The organism is Bacillus sp. SIMBA_154, assembly GCF_046536015.1.
GTDB lineage: Bacteria > Bacillota > Bacilli > Bacillales > Bacillaceae > Bacillus > Bacillus pumilus_P.
Genome location: NZ_JAWJBV010000448.1, coordinates 1 through 253 on the forward strand (window position 1 = coordinate 1; position 253 = coordinate 253).

Genomic DNA, 253 nt, shown 5'->3' on the forward strand with positions numbered 1-253 from the left:
CTCCACCGGAAAGTGGTCGTTTAGCAAATGTAACACCTTGTGAGGATGGAGTTATATTTTGTATAGAATCTATAGGTGTCGTATACAGGCTAAACAATTTAGGTACCTTCTCGAAAATCTTATTGAAGCCCTCAAGTGTTAATTTTAAACCATTTTGCGCATGTGTTATTGAAGAGGACTTACTTGCAGTAATATCTATGTCTAACTTACATATTTTTGAAATATCAAGTGGCCTTGAGAAGGCATGCTATAG

At 36.0% G+C, this 253-nt stretch carries 1 protein-coding gene; it reads left to right on the forward strand.

Going from position 1 to position 253, the window contains the following annotated elements:
- Positions 1-253: hypothetical protein (locus R0K30_RS22720; protein ID WP_410613195.1), on the forward strand; the 253-nt coding region annotated here is incomplete at both ends.